Genomic DNA, 25,785 nt, shown 5'->3' with positions numbered 1-25,785 from the left:
GGTAATGAGCAAAAAATTTGATGTAGTCGTAGTGGGTGGTGGTCCTGGTGGATACGTTGCTGCTATCCGTTGTGCCCAGCTGGGTCTGAAAACCGCTTGTATCGACAAGTGGCTGAGCAAGGAAGGCAAAGGCGTCTTTGGTGGTACCTGTCTGAACGTGGGTTGTATCCCGTCCAAGGCACTGCTGGACACTTCGCACAAGTATGAAGAAGCCAAGCACGATTTTGACCTGCACGGTATCAGCACCGGTGAAGTGTCTGTTGACATTGCGACCATGTTGGCACGCAAGGACAAGATTGTTAAAAACCTGACCATGGGTGTTGCTGCCCTGTTCAAGGCCAATGGTGTGACTGGTCTGGAAGGTGTAGGTAAAGTACTGGCTGGCAAAAAAGTGGAATTCACCCCTCATGGTGGTGACGCTGAACTGCTTGAAGCGGAACATATCATCATCGCGACCGGTTCTGTTCCTGTGAACATTCCGCCAACGCCTCTGACTGAAGACATCATTGTTGATTCAACCGGTGCGCTGGAATTCAAAGACGTTCCTGCTCGTCTGGGCGTGATTGGTGCTGGTGTTATCGGTTTGGAACTGGGCTCTGTCTGGGGCCGTCTGGGCGCCAAGGTGACCGTTCTGGAAGCCCAGGACAAGTTCCTGCATGTGGCTGATCAGGCTGTTGCGAAAGAAGCTCAGAAACTGTTCACAAAACAGGGTATGGACATTCGTCTAGGTGCCCGTGTGACCGGTTCTGAGGTAAAAGATGGTGCTGTTGCTGTCACTTTCCAGGAAGGTGGCGAAGAGAAGACCGAAACGTTCGACAAATTGATCGTTGCGGTTGGTCGCAAGCCATACACTGATGATCTGTTGGCTGGCGACTGTGGCGTCAATATGGATGAGCGTGGCTTTATTCATGTCGACGAAGCGTGCAAAACCGACGCGCCTGGAATCTGGGCGATTGGTGACGTGGTTCGTGGCCCTATGCTGGCGCACAAGGCATCTGAAGAGGGTGTTATGGTTGCCGAGCGTATCCACGGTCACAAAGCACAGGTTAACTATGACGTGATTCCTTCGGTCATTTATACCAACCCTGAAATTGCCTGGGTTGGTAAAACCGAGGAAGAAGTCAAGGCTGATGGTGAAGCGTACAATGTAGGTACTTTCCCATTCGCCGCCAATGGCCGTGCGATGGCTGGTAACCAGACTGATGGTTTTGTCAAGGTGATTGCCAGTGCCGAGACAGATCGTATTCTGGGAGCCAGTGTGATTGGACCAAGTGCTGGTGATATCTGTCAGCAAGTGGTTGTAGCGATGGAATTCGGTTCCAGTGCAGAAGATGTCGGTATGATGGTTTTTGCCCATCCGACAGTATCTGAAGCGCTTCATGAAGCCGCATTGTCTGTCAACAATGCAGCAATTCATAAAGCGAATCGTCGCCCGAAGAAAAAGTAAGACCGAGGTAAGGCCCAGGCCCGGTTAGTCCGGGCCTTTGTTTATCTAGCTGAACACTTCGCACTCTGTGCTTTGCACACAAGTTGTTCGGCATCCGACAAATTAAAAATAAATAGGACAAAAGCGATGAACCTTCACGAATATCAGGGTAAACAGCTTTTTGCTCAGTACGGTTTGCCAGTCTCAAAAGGTGTGGCAGCCAAAACAGCAGCAGAAGCAGCAGCAGCAGCTGATGAAATCGGCGGTGACCGTTGGGTTGTCAAAGCCCAGGTACATGCAGGTGGGCGCGGTAAAGCCGGTGGTGTCAAGCTGGTGACCTCCAAGGATGAAATTACTGCCTTTGCCGATCAATGGCTGGGCAAGAATCTGGTAACTTACCAAACGGATGAAAATGGCCAACCCGTCAGTTGTATTCTGGTTGAGACCTGTACTGACATAGCACAAGAGCTGTATTTAGGAGCGGTTGTTGACCGTTCAACCCGACGTATTGTTTTCATGGCATCGACCGAAGGTGGTGTGGAAATCGAGAAGGTTGCAGAAGAAACTCCAGAAAAAATCCTCAAGGCAACGATTGATCCACTGGTTGGCGCACAGCCTTACCAGGGTCGCGAGCTGGCATTCAAGCTGGGCCTGAAAGGCGATCAGATCAAACAGTTCACCAAAATCTTTATTGGTCTGGCCAAATTGTTTGCTGACAAGGATCTGGCATTGCTGGAAGTGAACCCGCTGGTTATCACTTCTGATGGCGATTTGCACTGTCTGGATGCGAAACTGAACATCGATAGTAACGCGGTATATCGTCATAAGGATCTGCAAGAAATGCATGATCCTTCCCAGGAAGATGAGCGCGAAGCACATGCTGCCAAATGGGAGCTGAACTATGTTGCTCTGGATGGTGATATCGGTTGTATGGTGAATGGTGCAGGTCTGGCCATGGGCACCATGGATATCGTCAAGTTGCATGGCGGCAACCCTGCCAACTTCCTGGACGTAGGTGGCGGTGCTACCAAAGAACGCGTTGTTGAAGCGTTCAAGATCATCCTCTCTGATGATTCTGTCAAAGCAGTATTCATCAACATCTTCGGCGGTATTGTCCGTTGCGACATGATTGCAGAAGGCGTTATCGGTGCGGTCAAGGAAGTTGGCGTCAAGGTACCTGTTGTTGTTCGCCTGCAAGGCAACAATGCAGCACAAGGCACCAAGGTTCTGTCTGAAAGTGGCCTGAACATCATAGCTGACACCGATCTGACTGGCGCAGCACAGAAAGTTGTTGCCGCAGCAGCTGGCAAATAAGGGGTAATCATGAGCGTTTTAATCAATAAAGATACAAAAGTTATTTGTCAGGGTTTTACTGGTGCCCAAGGTACCTTCCACTCTGAACAGGCGATTGAATACGGCACCCAAATGGTCGGTGGTGTAACCCCGGGCAAGGGTGGCCAGACTCATCTTGGCCTGCCAGTGTTTAACACTGTGGCTGAAGCCGTTGAATCTACTGGTGCAGAAGCGTCTGTTATCTACGTACCAGCACCTTTCTGTAAAGATTCAATCCTGGAAGCCGCTAACGCTGGTATCAAACTGATCGTTTGTATCACGGAAGGTATCCCGACGCTGGATATGCTGGATGCCAAGGTTAAATGTGACGAGCTGGGTGTACGCCTGATCGGACCTAACTGCCCTGGGGTTATCACTCCAGGAGAGTGCAAAATTGGTATTATGCCAGGTCATATCCACTTGCCAGGCAAAGTCGGTATTGTTTCCCGTTCCGGTACCCTGACATACGAAGCGGTCAAGCAAACAACCGATTATGGTTTTGGTCAGTCTACCTGTGTTGGTATTGGTGGAGATCCGATTCCGGGTACCAACTTCATCGACGTACTGGAATTGTTCCAGAACGATCCGCAGACTGAAGCCATCGTAATGATTGGTGAGATCGGTGGTACTGCTGAAGAAGAAGCGGCTGCCTACATCAAGGCCAATGTTACCAAGCCAGTGGTTTCCTATATCGCCGGTGTGACGGCACCTGCAGGCAAGCGCATGGGTCATGCTGGTGCCATTATCTCTGGTGGCAAGGGTACCGCAGATGAAAAATTTGCCGCACTGCAAGACGCTGGTGTGACTACCGTACGCAGCCTGGCTGACATCGGTATGGCTCTGAAAGAAAAAACCGGCTGGTAAACAAGCATAAGCCTGTTGTTTGAACAGCCATAAAAGAACCCGCTTCGGCGGGTTTTTTTATGGCTGTGCCATACTCAAACGATGCCAGATCATCTTGATGGAAAGCCGTTTTATAGAAGAAATCGACATGGCATACACCAATCTGACAACAGCTGGTTATAGACCAAGGTGTGATCCCCCTTGGTCGAATAGCTGCAAGAATGAGCCATCGCTTATGCTATCCCCCGACAGTCAAGGGGGAAGACTAATGACATATCAACAACAATATACACAGTCCATCAATGATCCCGAAGGTTTCTGGGCAGAACAAGCCGGTAAAATACAATGGTTCAAAGCACCGGATGTTATTTTAAGCAAGGATGAGAATGGCATAGACCGCTGGTTTGCCGATGGTGAACTGAATACCGCGTATCTGGCTCTTGATTATCATGTTTTGAAAGGGCGCGGCGATCAGTTAGCCCTGATTTATGATTCTCCCGTTACGAACACCAAACGTTCTTATACCTATAAAGAGCTCACATCGGCAGTGGCCCGCTTTGCTGGCTTGCTGAAAGCTCAAGGCGTTGAAAAAGGCGACCGGGTTGTTATTTATATGCCGATGGTGCCAGAAGCCGCCATTGCCATGTTGGCCTGTGCGCGTCTGGGTGCTATTCACTCTGTCGTATTTGGTGGCTTTGCCGCCAATGAGCTGGCTGTACGGATTGACGATGCCGCACCGAAGGTCGTTGTGTCGGCCTCATGTGGTATTGAAGTAAGTAAAATCATTGAATACAAACCGATTCTTGATGCAGCGATTGATATTGCTGAACACAAGCCATCGTGCTGCATTATCCTGCAACGGGATTTATGCCGTTGTGAACTGAATGATCAATACGATATTGACTGGGAAGTCGGTGTCGCTGCGGCAGAGCCTGCTGACTGCACCCCGGTATTGGCGACGGATCCTCTGTACGTACTCTATACCTCGGGTACTACAGGTAAGCCGAAAGGTGTGGTTCGGGATAATGGTGGCCACGCGGTTGCCATGAAATACAGTATGGAAGTCGTTTACGACATGCAGATCGGTGATGTCTTCTGGGCAGCATCGGATGTTGGTTGGGTCGTGGGTCATTCCTATATGGTTTATGCCCCGTTGCTGGCTGGTTGTACGACCGTGTTTTATGAAGGCAAACCCGTACGGACACCGGATGCCGGTGCGTTCTGGCGGGTATGTGAAGAATATGGTGTCAAAGGGCTGTTTGCAGCACCAACCGCGTTCCGTGCCATCCGCAAGGAAGACCCGGATTGTCTGCTGGCACAGCAATATGACCTCAGCAAGTTGCAAACCGTGTTTATGGCCGGTGAGCGGCTGGACCCGCCGACGTATGACTGGGTGATGGAACATATCAAGCGGCCGATTGTGGATCACTGGTGGCAGACCGAGACAGCCTGGGCTATCGCTGGTAACCATATGGGGCTTGAGCCTGCTGAGGTAAAAGCAGGTTCTGTGACCCGTCCATCACCGGGTTTCAATGTGCAGATTCTGGACTCACGGGGCAATCCGGTTGCTGGTAACGAGCAGGGCAGCATTGCACTTAAACTGCCATTGCCGCCAGGATGTTTGCCAACCATCTGGGGTAATCATGACCGCTTTGTTGCTGGATACCTGCGTACCTTTGAAGGCTATTACGTGACCGGTGACGGTGGTTATCTGGATGAAGATAACTACCTGTTTGTACTCGGCCGTACTGACGACATCATTAACGTTGCCGGACACCGTTTGTCGACTGGTGAAATGGAAGAGGTCGTGGCTGGGCACTCGGCAGTGGCGGAGTGTGCTGTTATTGGCCAAACCAGTGACTTGAAAGGTGAAGAGCCGCTGGGCCTGATCCTGCTTAAAGATGGTATCGACGTTGACGAAGGTGAGTTGCAGCGTGAGCTGGTGAAACGTGTTCGTGACCAGATTGGTGCGGTCGCCAGTTTCAAACATGCGGTTGTTGTACAGCGTTTGCCAAAAACCCGTTCCGGCAAAATCTTGCGTAAGATTTTGCGGAATATTGCCAACAATGAAGATTACACCGCGCCATCGACAATCGATGATCCGGCATGCCTGGCCGAAATCGAAACCACCCTGAAAGAAAAAGGCGTCAGGAAATAAAAGCAGGAACTTAATCTGATTAGTGAGTCATATCATTGTGACCCGGGCTGTTCTGCAGCCCGAATATCACGCTCTCTCACTCTCTGATCTTGAATTTTACCGGGCCCTGAGGCCCGGTTTTTTTATGCCCGCAATTCCCGGCTCGCCAGGTTATTCAGCGTCCGGCAGTACGCCATCTTGTGGCTTGATGATAAGAACATCACAGGCAATCTTGTCGACCAGCTGCTCAGCCGTGTTACCAATAAATACACCAGAAATACCACTGCGTCCGATGGACCCGACGACCAATACATCCGCGGCGATGGTTGCTGCGGTCTCGGCAACAACGATGTCGGTTTCTCCTTCCACAATATGCACATGATCGGTGTTGATATTGTATTTTTTCGCCAACTGTTCGCAGGCATCTTTGTGCTGCTCGGTGATATAGGCCTGAATATCATCCGGGGCAGTGACTTCGGGCACCATGGCGAAGGCAAGATCCACTTGAGGGAAAGCGTTGACCATATGCAGGTCGGTTTCAAAATGGTCGGCCAGATGTTCTGCATAGGCGAGGATATTGTCGTTGATGCGCTGATGGCCTTCATCCGTTGAGGTCGCATCAATCGCTGCCAGAATGCGGTTTTGTTTCCATGATGCCGGGGACTTGACCAGTAAGACCGGCGCCGGACAATGACGCATCAGATTCCAGTCGGTATTGGTAAACAAACGGTCGATCAGATTATGGGGCTGGGTTCCCTTGATAACCAGGTCGTAGTCGGTTGTACGGACAGATTCGATGACGGCTTCATGCAGATGCTTGTTCCAATGTACTTCCGTACGAACCTTGAGACCACGTTCTTCCACTTCTGGTACAAAACTTTCAATCCAGCGATTGGTCGCTTCTATGCGTGCCCGCCGGATCTGTTGTTTGGTTTCTTCTTCCAGATAAGGACTTTCACCGCAATAAGGTTCGTAGACAGAGGCCAGTAAACACACATCAGCCTTCAGTACTTCGGCTAACCAGAGTGCCTTGTTCAGTGCCGTTTGTTCTGGGTGATCAGAGTCCAGTACGACCAGCAAATGATTGATGTTCAGCATAACGGCGTCTCCCGTGTGATTGATGTGCAAGCAGCGATCATACCGTGACAGACCGCCAGGGCAGAAGCCAAGCTTCTTGTTGGTATTGATCGTTTATGTTTTCAGCTTACGCCCTGGTGCCTTGTGTCATGATGTCATGCGTCAGGATTGTTGTTACTGAGCAGGCTAATCAGGGCGCTGGCGGCATTCGACAGAGTACGATTGGTCAGGTGGATCACGCCGAGAGAGCGGGTCATCGGTACACCGGGCCAGGGCAGAACCGACAGTTGTTCGTCGACCATGCTGGACGGAAGCACTGACCAGCCAAGCCCAACGCCCACCATCATTTTGATGGTTTCCAGGTAATTGGTCGGCATCCGGGTTTCCAGAGTCAGCCCCGCTTCCCGGAAGGCTGCGTCTACCACCCGGTAGGTAATGGTATCTGGCTCTGGCAAAATAACGGCATTCTCCGCCAGGCTGGCCAGAGTGACCTGTTGCTGTGCGAGCGGGTGGCCGGGGGCACAGACGCAGACCATATCATCCTGCCACAGCGGGATGGCGGTTATTTTATCCGGCTGACGTTTATCCAATGTTGTCAGAGCCAATTCTACCTGACGTTGCTCTACCGCCTGATAGGCATCTTCTGAACCGAGAAAGCGGATATCCAGCTGGGCCGCTGGATATTGTCGTACAAAGGCTTTCAAAAAAGGCGGGATTCTGTGCAGGCCAATATGGTGACTGGTGGCCATGCTTAATGTGCCTTCAACCGAATGGGTCAGGTTACTGATCTGTACCTGGGTATCATTCATTAATTCGAGAATATCTCGGGCTTTTGGCAATAGCCGCTGACCGGACTCCGTCAGGCTGATAGAACGGTTATGACGATCAAACAGTGGGCTGTTCAGCTGCTGTTCAAGTTGATGGATACGTTTGGAGACTGCGGGCTGTGTCAGGAACAACTGTTCCGCGGCCAGTGAAAAGGACCGGTGATGGGCAACGGCCAAAAAAGCTTTCAGTTGTTGGCTGTCCATAATGCCTCCGATGGTGCCTCCGGCTTGATGGCTGGCAAAGTATTCCTGTTAGGAATTCAATATAGAAAAAGAATGAATTTGTGTTGTTTATCAGAGTGAGTACCATAACGCAATCGTCCGCATACAAAGGGCGGGGACCGTGAAAGCACACCAGTCGACAGAGAATTCCAATAAGGAGCCACCATGGCCGGTAAAACATTGTATGACAAACTCTGGCAGCAGCATGTCGTCAAAGAGCGTGACGATGGCACCGCTCTGATCTATATCGATCGTCAGTTATTACACGAAGTAACCTCACCCCAAGCGTTTGAAGGCCTGCGTATTGCCGGGCGTAAACCATGGCGGCTGGATGCCAACCTGGCGACACCGGATCACAATGTACCCACCACCGCCGTCGAGCGTGAATCCGGAGTGGACGGTATTGTTGATCCTGTTTCCAAGATCCAGGTCGTCACACTGGACAGCAACTGTGATGAATTCGGAATTACCGAATTCAAGATGAAAGACCAGCGTCAGGGCATCGTGCACGTTGTGGGGCCGGAGCAGGGAGCTACCTTGCCGGGCATGACCGTTGTATGTGGTGACTCACATACTGCGACCCACGGCGCTTTTGCGGCTTTGGCACATGGTATTGGCACCTCGGAAGTTGAGCACGTACTGGCGACCCAGTGCCTGATCCAGCGCAAGATGAAAAATCTGCTGATCAAGGTAGACGGCGAGTTAGGCAAAGGCATTACGGGTAAAGACGTGGTATTGCACGTCATCGGTATTATCGGTACGGCTGGCGGTAATGGCTGTGCGATGGAATTTGGTGGCTCTGCCATTCGCTCAATGAGCATGGAAGGCCGCATGACCATGTGCAACATGGCCATTGAGGCAGGTGCCCGTGTGGGCATGGTGGCCTTTGATGAAATTACGGCGGAGTACGTCAAGGGTCGCCCTTACGCGCCGACAGCCGCGCAATGGGATATGGCCATGGCGGCCTGGAAAGACCTGGTGTCTGACGATGATGCCGTGTTTGACAAGGTCGTTGAGATTCATGCGGAAGACATCAAACCACAAGTGACCTGGGGAACCTCGCCAGAAATGGTCACCACCATTGATGCAACCGTCCCGACTCTGGACGACGCGCGCGACAGTGCCCAACGTGCCGGTTTTGAACGGGCTTATGCCTATATGGGGCTGGCAGCTGGTCAGAAAATTACCGACATCAAGTTGGATCGGGTCTTTATTGGTTCTTGTACCAATAGCCGTATTGAAGATCTGCGTCAGGCCGCTGACATTGCCAAAGGCCGTCAGGTAGCCAGCAGCGTGATGCAAGCGCTGGTCGTTCCGGGTTCTGGTCTGGTGAAAGCCCAGGCTGAGCAGGAAGGGCTCGACAAGATTTTTATCGAGGCCGGTTTTGAATGGCGTGAGCCAGGGTGTTCCATGTGTCTGGCAATGAACGCTGACAAGCTCGGTAACGGTGAGCATTGTGCTTCCACTTCTAACCGCAACTTTGAAGGTCGTCAGGGATATGGCGGCCGGACGCATCTGGTCAGCCCGGCAATGGCCGCTGCCGCTGCTGTTGCAGGCCATTTTGTTGACGTTCGCGAATTCTGATCCGGAGAAATAGCATGAAAGCATTTACTGTACACACCGGCATCGTAGCGCCAATGGACCGGGCCAATGTCGATACCGACATGATCATACCGAAGCAGTTTCTGAAATCGATCAAACGCAGTGGCTTTGGCCCTAACCTGTTTGACGAATTGCGTTACCTGGACGAAGGCCAGCCGGATGCAGATAACAGCGGTCGGCCATTAAACCCCGATTTTGTTTTGAACCAGCCGCGTTACGCGGGGGCTTCCGTGTTGATTGCACGGGAAAACTTCGGTTGTGGCTCCAGTCGTGAGCATGCGCCCTGGGCACTGGAAGATTTTGGTTTCCGCGTGGTGATTGCCCCTAGTTACGCCGATATCTTTTACAACAATTGTTTTAAAAATGGTTTGCTGCCGATTGTATTATCAGAAGCGGTTGTGGATGGCCTGTTCAAGGCGGTATCCGGCAGCGAAGGCTATGCGCTGACCATCGATCTGGAAAAACAGTTGATTCTGACTCCTGATGACCAGGATATTCCATTTGAGGTGGATGCTTTCCGTAAATACTGCTTGCTGAATGGTTTTGATGATATCGGGCTGACCTTGCAGGATGCGGACGATATTCGCCAGTACGAAGCGGCTCGCCGTGAATCATCCCCCTGGTTATTTAACGCGGGTTAATACAGGTCAAGGGTCCGGATCGATCGTCGAACTGGGCTGGTTGTGAATTTTACGGTGGCGGCGGGTAGCCGGTGCCACCGTCAGTAACAGGACATAATAATGAGCAAGAAAATTCTGGTGTTGCCAGGTGATGGTATTGGCCCTGAAATTGTCGCGGAAGCCGTCAAGGTGCTGGAAGCCGTCGATCGTCGTTTTAACATGGGGCTGGTGATTGATCATGGTCTCGTTGGTGGTTCGGCATACGACGCTACCGGTTTCCCGCTGCCTGAAGACAGCCTGAACAAGGCGCTGGCCGCAGATGCCATCCTGCTGGGGGCTGTGGGTGGCCCCAAATGGGACAAGCTGGAAGACCGCTCCAAGCGCCCGGAGCAAGGGCTGCTGGATATCCGCAAAAATCTCGGCCTGTTTGGCAACCTGCGTCCGGCCATCCTGTACCCGCAGCTGGCGGATGCTTCAACCCTGAAACCGGAAGTGGTCTCCGGGCTGGATATCCTGATTGTACGTGAACTGACAGGCGGCATTTATTTTGGTCAGCCACGGGGTGTACGGACACTGGAAAATGGCGAGCGTGAAGGCTACAACACCTACGTCTATAACGAATCCGAGATCCGTCGTATCGGTCGAGTGGCGTTTGAATCAGCCATGAAGCGCAACAAAAAGCTCTGCTCGGTTGACAAGGCCAACGTACTGGAAGTGACCGTGCTGTGGCGCGAAATCATAGAAGAAATGTCAAAAGACTATCCGGAAGTCGAGCTGTCGCATATGTATGTCGACAATGCCGCCATGCAGCTGGTACGTGCTCCAAAACAGTTCGATGTACTGGTTACCGGCAATATGTTTGGCGATATCCTGTCCGATGCCGCCGCCATGTTGACCGGCTCTATCGGCATGCTGCCTTCTGCCTCGCTGGATAAAAACAACAAGGGTATGTACGAGCCGTGTCATGGTTCCGCGCCGGACATTGCCGGTCAGGGCCTTGCTAACCCGTTGGCAACTATCCTCTCGGTGGCCATGATGCTACGGTATAGCCTCGATCAAGGTGTCGCTGCAGATGCGATTGAAGCGGCTGTCAGCAAGGTGCTGGATCAGGGACTGCGTACCGGTGATATCTTCTCGGAAGGCATGACCCGTGTCAGCACCAGTGAAATGGGTGAAGCCGTATTGGCAGCCCTGTAATCTGGCGGCATACCCGGGGGTAATGTCCGGGTATACTGTGACTGGTCAGATAACCCGGATACCCGTTTGGAATGCAAACCGCGCCTGTCGCGGTTTTGCTGTATCAAGAACAAGGTAAAAACACATGTTAAAAACAGGATTGGTTGGTTGGCGCGGTATGGTGGGATCCGTACTGATGCAGCGGATGGAAGAAGAGGGTGATTTCGCCCTGATTACCCCGCAATTTTTTACCACCTCCCAGGCAGGCAAAACAGCACCGACTCTGGGTGGCAAGGATAACGGCGTACTGGCAGATGCCTACGACCTCTCCGCCTTGGCAGCGCAGGATGTCATTATCAGCTGTCAGGGGGGGGATTACACCTCCAAAGTGTACGCCGCTTTGCGTGAGACCGGCTGGCAAGGCTACTGGATCGATGCCGCCTCCTCTTTGCGTATGGCAGACGACGCCATTATTGTACTCGACCCGGTCAATGCCAGTGTGATTGACCAGGGCCTCGAAGACGGCATCAAAACCTATGTCGGCGGCAACTGTACCGTCAGTCTGATGTTATTGGCACTGGGTGGTCTGTTTGAGCAAGGGCTGGTGGAGTGGGTTGCCCCCATGACCTACCAGGCAGCTTCCGGTTCCGGTGCCCAGCATATGCGCGAATTAATTGCGCAAATGGGCGCCATTCATTCCAATGTCAGCGATAAACTCGACAATCCCGCTACTGCTATTCTGGATATCGATCGTCAGGTATCCGAATTTATCAATAGTGATGAATATCCCAAAAATCATTTTGGTGTACCGCTGGCCGGTAGTTTGATTCCTTATATCGATTCACAACTGGATTCCGGTCAGAGTCGTGAAGAATGGAAAGCCCAGGTAGAAGCCAACAAGATTATGGGGAGTGGGCATAATCCAGTGCCTATTGATGGACTTTGTGTACGTGTTGGTGCCATGCGCTGCCACAGTCAGGCAATGACCATGAAGCTGACCCGTGATATTCCTGTGGCCGAAATTGAAGCCATTCTGGCGTCTCATAATGAGTGGGTGAGTGTCATTGCCAATGACCGTGATGTCAGTATGACGGCATTAACTCCGGCAGCTGTTACCGGCACGCTGAATATACCGGTAGGCCGCATTCGCAAGTTGAATATGGGGCCAGAATATATTTCTGCGTTTACCGTTGGTGATCAATTACTCTGGGGGGCGGCAGAACCTTTACGCAGAATGTTGCGGATTTTGTTAAACCGTTCATAGAAATTGATAAATAAAAGCGGACGAGTGTCCGCTTTTTCATACGCAACATCTCGAGTACGTCATAAACCTTTCATACATATCAGTTTTGTTGACGCATATCGGCCGCAACGATTGCGCCAGAACCGGTTATCCTTGATACTTGGATTTGATTATCCTCCGCCAGTATTAGTGCTTGCTGACGGATTTGATATCCGTAAATTTTTGATTAATCAGGGCTATAAAGCCGTAAAGTGACAACCAAGGATGCATCAATGAAGCGCCTATTTGCGAATGCCTTGCTGCTGGTCGGAAGCTTGACCGTGTCAACTCAGTTACTGGCCTTGGGACTGGGAGAGTTGACGCTCAAGTCGGCGCTGAATCAGCCTCTGGCTGCCGAAATAGTTCTGGTCGATTCAGAAGGTCTCTCTGAATGGGAAATCAAACCGGTACTTGCCAGTGCCGAAGCCTTTGAACGCTCCAACGTCGAACGTTCCTATTTTCTTACCAAAATAAAATTTCAGGTAGTGGGCGACAAGGTTGTCCTGACGACCCGGGATTCGGTTACCGAGCCTTTTCTGAATTTTCTGGTTGAGTTGAACTGGCCATCCGGCCGTGTCGTACGAGAGTTTACCGTATTGCTCGACCCGCCTACTTTTGCGGAAGAAAGTTATCAACCGCTGGTATCCACACCAACCAGTACGGCTACCGCTACTGGCGGTGCAGCCAGCGCGCCAGCGGCCGCCAGCCGTCCAGTGGCCCCAACCAATCGACCTGCGCCGTCAAATCATAATAATGCGGAACAATGGCAAAGTGACTCTGGCGCACCGGGTACTTACCGGGTACAGCCAAATGACACCCTGTGGGCCATTGCTCTGGCTACCCGGCCCGATCCCCGCATTACACCGCAACAAATGATGGTTGCCATCCAGCAGCAGAATCCGGATGCCTTTATCGGTGGCAACATCAACCGCCTGAAAACCCATCAGGTATTGCGTATTCCAGACTCTGAGCAAATTCGTACCATCAGTTTTGATGATGCCGTTTCCGAAGTGGCACGTCAGAATCAGGAAATTGCCGGTACCGCGCAACTGGATGCAACCGGGCGAGCAGCAACCACGCCATCTGCCCGTGCAACATCAACTGGTGGTGAAGTACGCCTGGTATCAGACCGCGGAGAACAATCCGGTTCTGCCGGTGCCAGTGGTGAGATTGTCGGTCGTGGTGATGGCCGCCGCGAAGCACTGGAAAATGATCTGGCAATCGCACTGGAAACCCTGGATAAAAGCCGTCGTGAAAACAACGAACTGGTAGACCGGCTTGCCTCTCTGGAAGAACAGATCGCAGCTCTGCAACGTCTGGTCAGCCTGAAAGACGACCAGCTGGCCAACCTGCAAGTAAACGCCGGCCAGGACAATGAAACCAGTGCTCTGGCAACACCGGCCAGCGAAGCAGACACCACTCCGGCTGCTGGCGCGATTGAGCGCAGTGAGAGCGTCGCCGATAGTGCTGAAGGTGCTGATACAGAGCCCAAGCCGGACACTGCCGCTGCTGCCGTTGAACCCAAACAACCCAAGCCGGAAATGGCAGAGCAGCGCCCTAAGCCTCGGGTGATTCCGCCACCGCCAGCGCCAAGCATGATCGATCGCATTCTGCAGGATCCGATCATGCTGGGTGGCGTATTGGCCGTTCTGTTGTTGCTGATCGCTCTGATTTATTCGCTGATGAAAAAACTCCTGGCAGGCAAGGCTGCTAAAAAAGCAGCCGATGACGATGCGGAAGCCGCATTGTTACAGGAAGCCAGTGAGGAAGTGGCCGCCGCCGCTTCACCAAGCGAGGATTTTGACCACTTCAACTTCGATCAGGGCAGCAGCAGTGGTGACAGCGACAGCGGTGTGCAATTGGGTGACCACCTGTTTGATGATGATGCGCTGGATATTTCAACCGACAGCCTGGATGCGCCGGATGAATTACTGACCGCTGTGGATGCCGATATTGCCTATGGCCGTTTTGATGAAGCACGGAGCAAACTGACTCCAGCCGTAGAATCCCAACCCGGGCGCACGGATCTCAGCCTTAAACTGCTGGAAGTGTTGGCTGAACTCAACGATGACAGCGCCTTTGCCGATGAAGAAGCACGTTTGTTGGGCTTCGGCTCAGATGACGATATTACGCTTGCAGAGCAGTTCCGCTCCCGCCTGAGCAATCCGATTGCACCGTCTACCCATGCTCTGTCTGGTATATCGCTTGATGATCTGGACATGGAATTTCAAAGTGAACTGGACAACACTGCGACGACAGCAGAGGCAGAGACTCCCGTCACGGATATGGAAGAAAGCATCGATATCATGCCTGTGCTGGGTGACGATGCGATGGATTTCGAAACCGCGCTGGATCAGGGCGACGATATCGAAGCCGACCTTCCGGCCGCAGATGACAACGGCATGGACTTTTCACTGGATAGCCTGGCGGATAGCGACGAGCACCATACCGACGAGGTCACGATTTCTGCCGACGACCAGGGTGTGGAATTTGATCTCTCTGCCTTTGAAGACAGTAGTGAAGAACTGGCTGCCGAGCCGAAAACAGAAGTCAGTGAGCCAGAACACGACAATCTGATGGATTTTGATGTGTCAGACGACCTGCTGGCCGAGCTGTCAGAAGAGCCTCTGGAAGGTGACGCATCTGCCGGGCTGTCGGATGATAACGTGATGGAATTTGATCTGGATGGCTTGGATGTTCCAGAACTGGGCGAGGTTGAAGAAGAAAGCCTGGCGGATACTGATCACGGCAGCGATGACAATGTACTGGAGTTCGACGTTCCTGAGCTGGATATCCCAGAGCTGGAAGTAGAGGAAGATAACAGCTCAACGACTGACGATGAAGAAAGCAGCGGTTTTGACCTGCCAGTTGTGGAAGCTGCCGACGACGCGGTTGCTGATGATGAACTGGATGGCACTGAATTCGATCTGGAAGGTCTGGATAATGACCTGGAAATGTTGGCATCGGCGACAGAAGCCACCAGTGCCAGCGATAGTGCTGAAGAGTTGACAGACGATAACCTGATGGAGTTTGACCTCGACAGCCTGGAAGCGGAACTGGATTCGCTGGATGCGATGACAGACCTGCCCAAGTTGAGCGAAGAAGACCTGTCTGGTGCCAGAATGCTGGTCAACAGCGACGACAGTGATGATGAACTGGCGTTGCCGGAACTGGGCGAGCTGGAAGAATTCGCAGAGGCTGACGCCGCTGGGTCTGACGATGCGGCAGAAGAAGCCGTGGATGAGTTGTCTGAGCTGGATATGGAGCTCGATGATTTTGACCTGGCCGAGCTGGAAGACGAGGCCAGCGCTGACAGTGCTCCAGAAACACTGGAAGACTTGCCAGAGTTGGGCGACCTTGACGATATACCGGAACTGGAAGCCGTTACGGAAACAGAACTGCCAGTAGCCGCCGTGGAAGAGGACGCCGCAGAGGATGAATTGCCACCTCTGGATGATCTCGAAGAATTAACGTTTGATCTGGAATCTGAAGCGCTGCCGGAACTGGCCGACCTGGAAGAAGCACCAGAAGAGCCAGCCGGTGAAAGTCTTGACGAGATGGATATTCCATCATTCACCGCAGACTCGATCAACCTGGATGAACTGGCAGAAACAGAAGATGAATTTGCCTACTTGTCCGGTACTGATGCCAACGACACCAAGCTGGATTTGGCACGAGCCTACGTTGATATGGGTGAGTCCGACAGTGCCAAGGAACTGCTGGGCGAAATTGTTCAGGAAGGTAGCGACCATCAGAAGCAGGAAGCCCAGAACTTGCTGGATTCGCTGACCTGATCCATGTCTGATACCTATCGTTATGCTGCCATCGTGGAATACAACGGCGCTTGTTTCCACGGTTGGCAGAAGCAGAAACACCACAATGAACCCACGGTTCAGGCCGCACTTGAGGCGGCTATCTCCAAGGTCGCCAATCACCCGGTTGAGATTGCCTGTGCAGGGCGTACCGACGCCGGTGTGCATGCAACCCGTCAGGTTATCCACTTCGATACCACTTCCAAACGCAGTAATTATGGTTGGCTAATGGGGATTAACACCAATACGCCAGCCCAGATCTCGTTGCAGTGGATTGGCCAGGTCGATACGGATTTTCACGCCCGTTTCAAAGCCCAGGCCCGTTGTTATCGTTACCTGATCAACAACAGCCAATACCGTCAGGCACTGCAATATGAGCAGTTAACCTGGTGGCGTTATCCGTTGGATGCCGACCGTATGCATCAGGCTGCCCAGTTGTTGTTGGGTGAGCATGACTTTTCTTCTTTCCGGGCCAAGGATTGCCAGGCCAAAACCCCAGTCAAAACCATGCACCGTATCGAAGTACGGCAATGGGGTAATCTGATTATGCTGGAGCTGGAGTCAAGCGCCTTTCTATACCATATGGTGCGTAATATCGTTGGCTGCCTGATTCCTATTGGCGAGGGCCATCAGCCGGTCGAATGGATGACCGAGGTACTTGAAGCCAAATCCCGCCTGGCCGCCGGGGTGACAGCCCCAGGGGATGGTTTGCATTTTGTTGGGGTACGTTACCCGGAGCAATTTGATATTCCCAGCCAGCCCTTTGGTCCGTTACTGTTAGAGCCTGTACTGGCGTTGACTGACGGCTGAACCAGACCTTTGCAGGCCTGTTTTCTGCTACCATCGCCGGATTTATGCAGGAGCTTGCTGATGCCGACCTTACCCATGACCCGTACACGTGCCAAGATTTGTGGTATTACCCGTGCAGCAGATGCTCTGGCGGTTGTGAATGCCGGGGCCGATGCCATTGGCCTGGTGTTTTACCCACCCAGTCCGAGAGCGGTTGATATTACGCAAGCGGCTGCTATTGTGGCTATGGTTCCGGCGTTTGTTACGGTAACCGCTCTTTTTGTGAATCCGACTTCTGAACAAGTGCAAAGCGTTCTGGATGTCGTTAGAATCGACCTTATTCAATTCCACGGTGACGAAGACGATGGCTTTTGCCAACAATTCAACCGCCCCTATATCAAGGCAGTCCGTGTTCGGCAAGCGTCGGATATGGTGGAGGCGTGCGTGCGCTTCCCAGGTGCCTTGTCTCTGCTGCTAGACAGCTACAAACCCGGTGTTCCGGGTGGTACTGGCGAAACCTTTGATTGGTCGCTGGTGCCAGACGATTTAAACAAACCCATTATTCTTGCTGGTGGCCTGTCTCCCGATAACGTGGCAACCGCTATTCGCGATGTACATCCTTTTGCAGTGGATGTCAGCGGTGGCGTTGAGGCCAATGGTCCCGGAAACAAAGGCATCAAGGATGCCAGCAAGATTCAGGCATTTATGAATGAGGTGTATCGTGTCAACTACGAACAACACAACTCCTGAACAAAACGCACATGCTGCGGTATTAGACGCTAATCTGCCCGATGAGCGCGGCCACTTTGGTATTTACGGCGGCCGTTTTGTCTCTGAAACCCTGACCGCGGCGTTGGATGAGTTGCAAGCAACGTATCTGAAACTGCGTGATGATGAAGATTTCCAGAAAGCGTTTGATCACGACCTGGCGCACTATGTTGGCCGCCCGTCGCCGTTGTATTACGCCGAGCGATTGAGCGACTACTGTGGCGGGGCGCGTATTTTCCTCAAGCGGGAAGATCTGAATCACACCGGTGCCCATAAAATCAACAACACCATTGGTCAGGCATTACTGGCCAAGTTTATGGGCAAAAAGAAGATTATTGCTGAAACCGGTGCTGGCCAGCACGGTGTGGCCTCGGCCACCGTCGCTGCCCGTTTCGGCTTGGAATGCAAAGTCTTTATGGGCTCGACGGATGTTGAGCGTCAAAAGCTGAATGTCTATCGCATGAAGCTGCTGGGCGCTGAGGTGGAATCGGTCACATCCGGTACCAAAACCCTGAAAGACGCGATGAACGAAGCGATGCGTCATTGGGTGACCAACGTGGACGACACCTTCTATATTATCGGTACTGCGGCTGGGCCGCATCCTTACCCAATGCTGGTGCGGGATTTTCAGTCTGTTATCGGCCGTGAAACCCAAACGCAAAGCCAGGAACAGATTGGCCGTCAGCCAGATGCAGTCGTGGCCTGTGTGGGTGGTGGTTCCAATGCCATCGGCATGTTTTACCCTTATATCAAGCATCCGGAAGTAGCCATGTATGGCGTTGAAGCGGGTGGACTGGGGCTGGAAGGAGATGACCATGCCGCACCTTTGAGTAAAGGGCGTCCTGGCGTTTTGCATGGCAATCGCACCTATTTGATGGAAGACGACAACGGCCAGATCATGGGGACACACTCGATTTCTGCCGGTCTGGATTACCCCGGAGTTGGCCCTGAGCACTCCTGGTTGAAAGATGTTGGCCGTGCCCAGTATGTCGCCGCTACAGACAGCGAAGCCATTGAGGCATTCCACAAGCTGACACAGCTGGAAGGCATTATGCCGGCACTGGAGTCATCCCATGCCGTCGCTTTTGCGATGAAGTTGGCAGCCACCATGCCTTCCGACAAGGTGATTGTGGTCAACCTGTCCGGTCGTGGTGACAAGGACATTCATACCATTGCCACTCTTGATGGCGTGACTGCATAAGGACGGAATTCGATATGTCTCGTATAGCTAGTTTGTTTGCTGCCTTGAAAACCACGGGCAAAAAAGCCTTGATTCCCTATATCACTGCCGGTGATCCACAAAAGGACGCCACCGTTCCCATGATGCACACACTGGTGGACGCCGGTTGTGACCTGATTGAACTGGGGGTGCCGTTTTCCGATCCGATGGCGGATGGCCCGACCATTCAATTGGCCTGTGAGCGGGCGCTGGAACATAACACCTCGTTACGTGATGTACTGGCGATGGTGGCGGAATTCCGCACTACAGACAGCACGACCCCGGTGGTGCTGATGGGGTATCTGAATCCGGTCGAAGCCATGGGTTATGACACCTTTGTAACAGCAGCGGTGACTGCCGGTGTTGATGGTGTGCTGCTGGTCGACTTGCCACCGGAAGAAGCCGTTGATGTTGACGCCATCTTCAAAAGTGCGGGTCTGGATATGGTGTACCTGATTGCACCGACCACGACCGATGAGCGTATCGAAGCCATTGGCCAGGCTGGCAGTGGTTATGTGTATTATGTCTCGCTAAAAGGCGTGACTGGCTCGAAAGCCCTGGATGTCGACGATGTTGAACGTAACTTGCAACGGATTCGCCAACACGTGTCTATCCCGGTAGGGGTGGGCTTTGGTATTCAGAATGGCACCACAGCCGCGGCCGTATCGGCCGTGTGCGACGGCGTGATTGTGGGGAGTGCGATCGTTAACCGTATCGCCGACAATGCCACCAACCCCGCCGAAGCTCAACGTCTGGTCGCCGCGCTGATGCAGGAAATGCGCAGCGCGATGGATCAGTAATAACCCGGTCGTAACCAAGAAGGATATTCAGGATGGCTGACTTCAGCAGTTGGAACGTCAAGCGTTGGCTCGAGCACCTGGAGTCGGTGCATCCTGCTGAAATTGATATGGGCCTCGACCGCGTCCGTACGGTCGCAGAACGGTTGGGCTGCTTGCACCCGGCCGGGCTGGTGATACTGGTCGCAGGCACCAATGGCAAAGGCACAACCTCAGCATTGATGAGTGCCTTGTTGTCACGTCAGGGATTTTCGGTCGGTTGTTATAATTCGCCGCATATTCTGCGCTACAACGAGCGTGTGTCGGTAAACGGCAACGATATATCGGATGCGGATCTGTGCCAGTCATTTGCACTGGTTGAACAGGCGCGTCAAGGTATCGCGTTGACCTATTTTGAATTTGGCACCCTGGCTGCACTGGCCTGGTTCAAACAACAGAATCTCGATGCCTGTGTCTTGGAGATTGGCCTGGGCGGGCGTCTGGATGCTGTCAATGTAGTGGACGCCGACTTGTCGGTCGTCACCAGTATCGGGTTGGATCACGAAGCCTGGCTGGGTAACGACCTTGATGTTATCGCCTATGAAAAATGCTCCATTGTCCGGCCAGACCGTTATCTGGTCTGTGGTCAGCCCATGCCTCCTGGGCGTGCTCGCACGACGGTAGAGGCGGTTGAAGGTTTATGGCTGGGGCGGGGCGAAGCCTTTGATATCACTGAGTGTGTGCAAGGGGGTGAGGCGGTTCTGAATCTGCGCTTTCTGCCGTGTCCGGATGAGGATACCTCGATGTCGTGGGTATTGCCGCGCGGATTTATTCCGGCGGCCAATATCGCTACCGCAGTACAGGCGCTGGCAGCCGTTGGCCATTTGATGCCTGAAGTGGAAGTGGTCAAAACCCTCAAGCGCCTGCGGGTTCCTGGCCGTTTGCAGGGCTGGCAGTGCCTGTGTCCGGATGGACGACAACTCAGACTGACGCTGGATGTTGCGCATAATGAACAGGCCGCTGCGTATCTGGCCACCCGAGAGCAAGAGGTGGATGGCATTCTGCTGGCCATGCTGGCCGACAAGCCGGTAGAAGCGGTGGTGCAGGCATTACCCGATACCACGCAGTGGACGCTGGCCGGACTTGATTGTCCGCGGGGACTGGATGTTGCCAGACTGGCACTGCGCTTCCACACCGTGGTGACGCAAGGCAGCGGCGTTGAGGTGACGGCTTGTACAAGGGTTCGTGATGCCCTGGAGCACTGGCAACAAACGGCCACTGCTGATGAGCATTGGCTGGTCGTTGGGTCTTTCTATACCGTTGAGCAGGCACTGACATACATTCATGCCCAGCAAAAAAGCGGAGAGTATGTATGGAAAAGCATCTGAACAAACGTATTCTCGGGGCCGTTGTCACTGTGCTGGCACTGGGTATCGCCGTGCCGATTGTGATCGATGGTTCCAGCCAGCGGCTAACGATTGATCAGGATATGCCACCCATGCCAGATATGCCGGACTGGACGGAAGTCCAGAACCAGCAGCGTATTCGTATTGATCTGGAACAGCTGGCCAGTGGTGAGGCGGCGGCCCAGTTGCTGACGCCACAACCCGGTACTGCGGCGACGGAACCAACGGGTACGGCAACAGCAAGTACAGCAACAACAAGTACAGAACAAACAGCAAAAACAGCGGCAGCAACGGCGCAACAAGGAACCGCAGCGGGTCATGGTGAGCCGGTGACGGGTGCCAATACCGTAGCCGCATCCACGGCCACGCCGGCTGTTACGCCTGCCCAAACGGCCAAGCCCGTTGCAGCGGAAACCGGGCAAGCCGATAGCGATGTCCTGGCCGGGCTGGATGACATGATCCCTGCGGCGGTCAGGAAGCAGCCGGATCGAGGCCATCTCGACGACAGTGGCTTGCCCTATGCCTGGGTAGTACAGTTGGGCGCTTTTTCTAGCGCTGACAATGCCATGGGCTTCCGGGATACGATACGTCAGCAGGGTTTCAAGGCCTTTGCCCGTACCGATGATGATGGTCTGACCCGTGTGTTTGCTGGCCCGGAGCTACAACAACAGCAGGCTGAAACACTGCGTAGTCAGCTGGAAAAAAAGCTGCAGCGCTCGGACCTTCGCATCAAACGTTTTATGGCGCGCTAACGCCAGGCTGGCCCATGAATGATTGTCTCAAGAGCGATTCATGCGGCTTGATTGCTACGGGAGATAGAATTTTTTCTGCTTTCGCTGGCGCAAAATGCCCACAAGCCGGTCTCTCCAGTTGTCGAAATCCATGCTAAACCCTATACTGCGCGCTTCTTTGAGTCTGCTACGAGAGCAAGATGGCCGTCGTTGATTGGGTAATATTGGCGGTGCTGGGAATCTCCAGCCTGATCAGCCTTAAACGCGGTTTCGTCCGGGAAGCCTTGTCGCTGGCTGTGTGGATTGGGGCGTTTGTGGTTGCCCGCATGTTCAGTGGTAATCTGGCCACGCTCCTGACTGATTATATTGAAACCAATTCATTACGCTGGATCGCCGCATTTGTCGTGCTCTTTCTGGGCACACTGGCTATTGGTGCCATGGTCAACCACCTGATTGTCGAGGTGGTGCGTCTGACCGGATTGAGTGGCACTGATCGTATCCTCGGTATGGTCTTTGGCTGTATCCGTGGACTGGTTGTTCTGGTCGCGATTGTTTATGGGTTGCAGCTTACCATGGTGCCGAAAGACCCCTGGTGGCAGCAATCAATGTTTATTCCTCACCTGGAAGTGCTGGCAGACTGGGCGCGTAATACGTTGCCAGGCGCAGCGAACCGGGTGATGTCCTCTATCCCGTCTGATTTCTGAGGTAATACGCGAATGTGCGGAATTGTGGGTATCGTCGCCAAGACCCATGTCAACCAGTCTATTTATGATGCGTTGACGGTGCTACAGCACCGCGGCCAGGATGCGGCAGGCATTGTCACCAGTGATCAGGGAAAGTTTTATCTAAGGAAAGATAATGGCCTGGTACGAGATGTATTTCGTACCCGCCATATGCAGCGACTGATTGGTCGTATGGGCATTGGTCACGTACGTTATCCGACGGCAGGCAGTTCCAGCTCGGCGGAAGCTCAGCCATTCTATGTGAACTCGCCCTACGGCATCGTACTGGCACATAACGGCAATCTGACCAACACCACCGATCTGGCCCAAGACCTCTACCGTGAAGATCTGCGGCATATCAATACCACATCAGACTCTGAAGTCCTGTTGAATATCTTTGCTCACGAACTGCAAGAACAAAAGCAGCTGGTACCCACTCCGGAAATGATCTTCCGGGCGGTGCGTCGTGTGCATGAGCGTGTTCGTGGTGGTTACGCAGTGGTCGCCATGATCTGTGGTTATGGCGTGGTGGCCTTTCGTGATCCGAATGGTATCCGTCCGGCTGTTTATGGCCGTCGTGATACCGATACCGGCCCTGAGTACATGGTGGCATCGGAATCCGTCGCGCTGGATGCCCTGGGATTTCAGCTTGAGCGAGATGTTGAACCCGGTGAATGTGTTGTCATGACCGAAGCCGGTGAGATTTTCACCCAGCAATGCGCTGACAACGCCTGTCTGACGCCGTGTCTGTTTGAGCAGGTATACTTTGCCCGCCCGGACTCCATTATGGATGGCATCGCGGTGTATAAGGCGCGCTTGCGGATGGGGGAAAAACTGGCGGAAAAAATCATGCGGGAGCAGCCGGATCACAATATCGATGTTGTGATACCGATTCCGGATACCAGCCGTTCATCGGCGCAGGAACTGGCCAATCGGCTTGGCGTCAAGTACCGCGAAGGCTTTATGAAGAACCGCTATATCGGCCGTACCTTCATTATGCCAGGGCAGCAGCAGCGCAAGAAATCCGTGCGTCAGAAGCTCAACGCACTGGAGCTGGAATTTCGCGGCAAGAATGTCCTGCTGGTCGATGACTCCATTGTCCGGGGCACCACGTGCGAGCAGATTATTGAGATGGCTCGGGATGCCGGTGCTCTCAATGTGTATTTTGCATCGGCCGCCCCTGCGGTACGCTATCCCAATGTTTATGGGATTGATATGCCGGCCAAGGAAGAGTTTATTGCGCACGGCCGTACCACCGATGAAATTGCAACGGCCATTGGTGCTGACTGGCTGATTTACCAGGAACTGGATGACCTGATCAGTGCATGTCTGGAAGGCAGCAAAACGGCTGCGAAAGCATTTGATTGTTCGGTATTCAACGGTGAATACGTCACCGGCGATATTGATGACAATTATTTCCAGCGCCTGTCCGACTTGCGCAGCGATTCCTCCAAGGGAGGCCGCAAGGCCGCCAGTGCCAACAACGTAGCGATTGACCTGCACAACGAGGCAGAATCCTGATTATTTCGGTATTACAGGTGCCTGACACCTGAACCGAATCTGTATAACAGGGCAGCCTCCGCTGCCCTGTTGCGTTTTTAGGCCATGTTTTTAAGCCATAGAAAAGGCAGAAACCTGATGAATGATATTCACGACTTGTTGGCCCCTTATCAATCGGATCTGACCGATTGTGAAATGGAAACCCTGGCGGTTCGTGCGGGCCAGTACCGGACCCAGGAAAACGAACACTCCGAAGCGATCTTCCCGAGTAGCAGCTATGTGTTCAGCTCGGCCGCAGAAGCCGCAGCACGTTTTGCCGGAGACAACCCGGGTAACGTCTATTCCCGTTATACCAACCCGACGGTACGCACCTTCGAAGACCGCCTGGCGGCGATGGAAGGGGCAGAAGCCTGTGCTGCAACGGCTTCCGGTATGGCAGCTATTTATGCGGTGGCGCTGGCCCATTTGAAAGCGGGGGATCATGTTCTGTGCTCTCGCAGTGTGTTTGGCAGCACCATCGTTCTGTTTGAAAAATTCCTGCGTAAATTCAACGTTGCTATCGATTATGTGAATCCGGTTGATGTCAACGATTGGGCAGCACATTGCAAGCCGGAAACCCGGTTGTTTTTCCTGGAGTCTCCCTCCAACCCACTGGTTGAAGTCGCAGATATCGCTGCACTGTCGCAGGTGGCCCGTGACGCCAATGCGCTGCTGGTGGTGGACAACTGCTTTTGTACCCCGGTGATCCAGCAACCGCTGGCGTTGGGGGCCGATTTGGTGGTGCATTCCGCCACCAAATACATCGATGGCCAGGGCCGTTGCATGGGTGGTGCCGTACTGGGCAGCCACGAACTGATTGAACCCGTGATTGGTGTTTTGCGTTCCGCGGGTCCAACCATGAGCCCGTTTAATGCCTGGGTCTTTACCAAGGGGCTGGAAACACTCAGCCTGCGCATGAAAGCCCACAGTGAAAACGCCACTATCCTGGCCAACTGGTTGCAACAGCATCCGAAGGTGAAACAGGTCAACTATTGTGGCCTGGCATCCCATCCGCAGTATGACCTGATCCAGCAGCAGCAAAGTCTGCCGGGTGGCGTATTGTCGTTTGAAGTGGATGGCGGACGGGAAGAAGCCTGGCAAGTGATTGATGCCACTCGCATGATCTCCATCACCGCCAACCTGGGCGACGCCAAAACCACCATTACGCATCCGGGTACAACGACCCATGGGCGTTTGGCAGAAGAAGAGCGGCTGGCGGCTGGTATTACCCAAGGCTTGATTCGTGTTGCGGTTGGTCTGGAGAATGTGAACGACATTCGCAAGGATCTGGCCCGAGGACTGGATTCACTCTGACGGTATCCTGGTCACACAGACGGGGCTGCGGCCCCGTTTTTTTATGCCCTGATGTTGCAGAATGGCGTAGCGGAATAACTATTGGGGGCATCTATTTAATCCTGCACGGCTCTGCGCGAGTGTTGCCGTTGTTCAGAGCAAGGCGACGAATGCAGCGAAATGACG

At 53.2% G+C, this 25,785-nt stretch carries 20 protein-coding genes; 18 read left to right on the top strand and 2 right to left on the bottom strand.

From position 1 onward, the window contains the following. Window positions 1–4: 4 nt before the first annotated feature. The 4 genes from lpdA to Q8W32_RS15295 all read left to right on the top strand — a co-directional run bounded on the left by lpdA (window position 5) and on the right by Q8W32_RS15295 (window position 5,759). Window positions 5–1,447, top strand: coding sequence for a dihydrolipoyl dehydrogenase (lpdA, locus tag Q8W32_RS15310; RefSeq protein ID WP_303434537.1), 1,443 nt, complete (start codon window positions 5–7; stop codon window positions 1,445–1,447). 126 nt (window positions 1,448–1,573) lie between these two features. Then, on the top strand, window positions 1,574–2,740 hold the full coding sequence (gene sucC, locus Q8W32_RS15305; RefSeq protein ID WP_305415546.1) for an ADP-forming succinate--CoA ligase subunit beta: 1,167 nt from the start codon (window positions 1,574–1,576) through the stop codon (window positions 2,738–2,740). Window positions 2,741–2,749: 9 nt separating this feature from the next. Continuing rightward, window positions 2,750–3,622: a succinate--CoA ligase subunit alpha gene (sucD, locus tag Q8W32_RS15300; protein ID WP_303434539.1), complete on the top strand. Its 873-nt coding sequence runs from the start codon at window positions 2,750–2,752 to the stop codon at window positions 3,620–3,622. A gap of 247 nt (window positions 3,623–3,869) precedes the next feature. Next, window positions 3,870–5,759 carry a propionyl-CoA synthetase gene (locus Q8W32_RS15295; protein WP_303434540.1) on the top strand — a complete coding sequence of 630 codons (1,890 nt, stop codon included), beginning with the start codon at window positions 3,870–3,872 and terminating at the stop codon, window positions 5,757–5,759. A gap of 150 nt (window positions 5,760–5,909) precedes the next feature. On the opposite strand, the gene uspE is transcribed toward Q8W32_RS15295, so the two are convergent. Then, on the bottom strand, window positions 5,910–6,836 hold the full coding sequence (gene uspE / locus Q8W32_RS15290; RefSeq protein ID WP_303434541.1) for a universal stress protein UspE: 927 nt from the start codon (window positions 6,834–6,836) through the stop codon (window positions 5,910–5,912). A 134-nt stretch (window positions 6,837–6,970) separates the two neighbouring features. Then, window positions 6,971–7,846, bottom strand: coding sequence for a LysR family transcriptional regulator (locus tag Q8W32_RS15285; RefSeq protein ID WP_305415545.1), 876 nt, complete (start codon window positions 7,844–7,846; stop codon window positions 6,971–6,973). Between the two features lie 183 nt (window positions 7,847–8,029). On the opposite strand from Q8W32_RS15285, the gene leuC reads away from it, so the two are divergent. From leuC to Q8W32_RS15215, 14 genes are all read left to right on the top strand, one after another. Next, window positions 8,030–9,448 (top strand): 3-isopropylmalate dehydratase large subunit, encoded by a 1,419-nt coding sequence (leuC, locus tag Q8W32_RS15280; RefSeq protein WP_305415544.1) that lies wholly within the window; start codon window positions 8,030–8,032, stop codon window positions 9,446–9,448. A gap of 14 nt (window positions 9,449–9,462) precedes the next feature. Further along, the gene (leuD, locus tag Q8W32_RS15275; RefSeq protein ID WP_303434544.1) at window positions 9,463–10,107 is read left to right on the top strand and encodes a 3-isopropylmalate dehydratase small subunit; all 645 of its coding nucleotides are present in this window, start codon (window positions 9,463–9,465) and stop codon (window positions 10,105–10,107) included. 99 nt (window positions 10,108–10,206) lie between these two features. Further along, window positions 10,207–11,283 (top strand): 3-isopropylmalate dehydrogenase, encoded by a 1,077-nt coding sequence (gene leuB, locus Q8W32_RS15270; RefSeq protein WP_305415543.1) that lies wholly within the window; start codon window positions 10,207–10,209, stop codon window positions 11,281–11,283. 124 nt (window positions 11,284–11,407) lie between these two features. Further along, window positions 11,408–12,526 (top strand): aspartate-semialdehyde dehydrogenase, encoded by a 1,119-nt coding sequence (gene asd, locus Q8W32_RS15265; RefSeq protein WP_303434546.1) that lies wholly within the window; start codon window positions 11,408–11,410, stop codon window positions 12,524–12,526. A gap of 251 nt (window positions 12,527–12,777) precedes the next feature. Beyond that, window positions 12,778–16,338 carry a FimV/HubP family polar landmark protein gene (locus Q8W32_RS15260; RefSeq protein ID WP_305415542.1) on the top strand — a complete coding sequence of 1,187 codons (3,561 nt, stop codon included), beginning with the start codon at window positions 12,778–12,780 and terminating at the stop codon, window positions 16,336–16,338. A gap of 3 nt (window positions 16,339–16,341) precedes the next feature. Next, window positions 16,342–17,166 carry a tRNA pseudouridine(38-40) synthase TruA gene (gene truA, locus Q8W32_RS15255; protein ID WP_305415541.1) on the top strand — a complete coding sequence of 275 codons (825 nt, stop codon included), beginning with the start codon at window positions 16,342–16,344 and terminating at the stop codon, window positions 17,164–17,166. 75 nt (window positions 17,167–17,241) lie between these two features. Then, a complete protein-coding gene (locus tag Q8W32_RS15250) occupies window positions 17,242–17,895 on the top strand; it encodes a phosphoribosylanthranilate isomerase (protein ID WP_303434555.1) in 654 nt (217 codons plus the stop codon). Between the two features lie 34 nt (window positions 17,896–17,929). Next, entirely contained in the window at window positions 17,930–19,114 is a 1,185-nt protein-coding gene (gene trpB, locus Q8W32_RS15245) for a tryptophan synthase subunit beta (protein ID WP_305415560.1), read from the top strand. Window positions 19,115–19,128: 14 nt separating this feature from the next. After that, window positions 19,129–19,932, top strand: coding sequence for a tryptophan synthase subunit alpha (gene trpA / locus Q8W32_RS15240; RefSeq protein ID WP_303434549.1), 804 nt, complete (start codon window positions 19,129–19,131; stop codon window positions 19,930–19,932). A 32-nt stretch (window positions 19,933–19,964) separates the two neighbouring features. Continuing rightward, entirely contained in the window at window positions 19,965–21,296 is a 1,332-nt protein-coding gene (locus Q8W32_RS15235) for a folylpolyglutamate synthase/dihydrofolate synthase family protein (protein ID WP_305415540.1), read from the top strand. Further along, window positions 21,281–22,066: an SPOR domain-containing protein gene (locus tag Q8W32_RS15230; protein ID WP_305415539.1), complete on the top strand. Its 786-nt coding sequence runs from the start codon at window positions 21,281–21,283 to the stop codon at window positions 22,064–22,066. Before Q8W32_RS15235 ends, Q8W32_RS15230 begins: the two co-directional genes overlap by 16 nt. 179 nt (window positions 22,067–22,245) lie before the next feature. Beyond that, entirely contained in the window at window positions 22,246–22,749 is a 504-nt protein-coding gene (locus Q8W32_RS15225) for a CvpA family protein (protein WP_303434552.1), read from the top strand. A gap of 12 nt (window positions 22,750–22,761) precedes the next feature. Further along, window positions 22,762–24,288, top strand: a complete 1,527-nt coding sequence (gene purF / locus Q8W32_RS15220) for an amidophosphoribosyltransferase (protein WP_303434553.1) — start codon at window positions 22,762–22,764, stop codon at window positions 24,286–24,288. A 117-nt stretch (window positions 24,289–24,405) separates the two neighbouring features. Next, complete coding sequence (locus tag Q8W32_RS15215) at window positions 24,406–25,620, top strand: O-succinylhomoserine sulfhydrylase (protein WP_305415538.1); 1,215 nt, start codon at window positions 24,406–24,408, stop codon at window positions 25,618–25,620. Window positions 25,621–25,785 lie beyond the last annotated feature (165 nt).

This window comes from Oceanobacter sp. 3_MG-2023 (assembly GCF_030688925.1).
Lineage (GTDB): Bacteria > Pseudomonadota > Gammaproteobacteria > Pseudomonadales > Oceanobacteraceae > Oceanobacter.
This window is presented reverse-complemented; position numbering and strand designations above follow the sequence as displayed.

Excerpts from the sequence above, each read along its gene's own strand:
- lpdA (WP_303434537.1), top strand. The coding sequence starts at position 5 with ATGAGCAAAAAATTTGATGTAGTCGTAGTGGGTGGTGGTCCTGGTGGA.
- sucC (WP_305415546.1), top strand. The coding sequence starts at position 1,574 with ATGAACCTTCACGAATATCAGGGTAAACAGCTTTTTGCTCAGTACGGT.
- sucD (WP_303434539.1), top strand. The coding sequence starts at position 2,750 with ATGAGCGTTTTAATCAATAAAGATACAAAAGTTATTTGTCAGGGTTTT.
- Q8W32_RS15295 (WP_303434540.1), top strand. The coding sequence starts at position 3,870 with ATGACATATCAACAACAATATACACAGTCCATCAATGATCCCGAAGGT.
- uspE (WP_303434541.1), bottom strand. The coding sequence starts at position 6,836 with ATGCTGAACATCAATCATTTGCTGGTCGTACTGGACTCTGATCACCCA.
- Q8W32_RS15285 (WP_305415545.1), bottom strand. The coding sequence starts at position 7,846 with ATGGACAGCCAACAACTGAAAGCTTTTTTGGCCGTTGCCCATCACCGG.
- leuC (WP_305415544.1), top strand. The coding sequence starts at position 8,030 with ATGGCCGGTAAAACATTGTATGACAAACTCTGGCAGCAGCATGTCGTC.
- leuD (WP_303434544.1), top strand. The coding sequence starts at position 9,463 with ATGAAAGCATTTACTGTACACACCGGCATCGTAGCGCCAATGGACCGG.
- leuB (WP_305415543.1), top strand. The coding sequence starts at position 10,207 with ATGAGCAAGAAAATTCTGGTGTTGCCAGGTGATGGTATTGGCCCTGAA.
- asd (WP_303434546.1), top strand. The coding sequence starts at position 11,408 with ATGTTAAAAACAGGATTGGTTGGTTGGCGCGGTATGGTGGGATCCGTA.
- Q8W32_RS15260 (WP_305415542.1), top strand. The coding sequence starts at position 12,778 with ATGAAGCGCCTATTTGCGAATGCCTTGCTGCTGGTCGGAAGCTTGACC.
- truA (WP_305415541.1), top strand. The coding sequence starts at position 16,342 with ATGTCTGATACCTATCGTTATGCTGCCATCGTGGAATACAACGGCGCT.
- Q8W32_RS15250 (WP_303434555.1), top strand. The coding sequence starts at position 17,242 with ATGACCCGTACACGTGCCAAGATTTGTGGTATTACCCGTGCAGCAGAT.
- trpA (WP_303434549.1), top strand. The coding sequence starts at position 19,129 with ATGTCTCGTATAGCTAGTTTGTTTGCTGCCTTGAAAACCACGGGCAAA.
- Q8W32_RS15235 (WP_305415540.1), top strand. The coding sequence starts at position 19,965 with ATGGCTGACTTCAGCAGTTGGAACGTCAAGCGTTGGCTCGAGCACCTG.
- Q8W32_RS15230 (WP_305415539.1), top strand. The coding sequence starts at position 21,281 with ATGGAAAAGCATCTGAACAAACGTATTCTCGGGGCCGTTGTCACTGTG.
- Q8W32_RS15225 (WP_303434552.1), top strand. The coding sequence starts at position 22,246 with ATGGCCGTCGTTGATTGGGTAATATTGGCGGTGCTGGGAATCTCCAGC.
- purF (WP_303434553.1), top strand. The coding sequence starts at position 22,762 with ATGTGCGGAATTGTGGGTATCGTCGCCAAGACCCATGTCAACCAGTCT.
- Q8W32_RS15215 (WP_305415538.1), top strand. The coding sequence starts at position 24,406 with ATGAATGATATTCACGACTTGTTGGCCCCTTATCAATCGGATCTGACC.